1 pseudogene is annotated in these 308 nt (G+C 63.3%); it reads right to left on the bottom strand.

The features are described from left to right. Positions 1 to 184: pseudogene (locus E5W70_RS32285) on the bottom strand (S49 family peptidase); the annotation flags it as partial. Positions 185 to 308: the final 124 nt, after the last annotated feature.

Genomic DNA, 308 nt, shown 5'->3' with positions numbered 1-308 from the left:
TGGCGACCGCCGGCGCGTCGAAGGAAAACAGCTTTTCGAGAAGGCCGGCGGTGGAAGCGAGCGACAGGCTCGGCCGGAACTGGCCGCCGCCGGGCATGATGGTGCCGTGCAGCCGGACGACTGGAATGGTGACGACGGCGGAGCGCCAGGATTTCGGCAGCAGGCGGTTGAAAAGGCGTTTCACGAGGGGGCTGTCTCCGGTCGATTTGCTTAAGGCATGTAGGAATTCGCCGGCCAACGGCAATGCCGTCACCCCGGCAATGAGAATGGATCAGTCTCCGAACAGCGACGCCAGCCCGTTATTGATC

It is taken from the genome of Mesorhizobium sp. (assembly GCF_005063415.1).
Lineage (GTDB): Bacteria > Pseudomonadota > Alphaproteobacteria > Rhizobiales > Rhizobiaceae > Mesorhizobium.
This window is presented reverse-complemented; position numbering and strand designations above follow the sequence as displayed.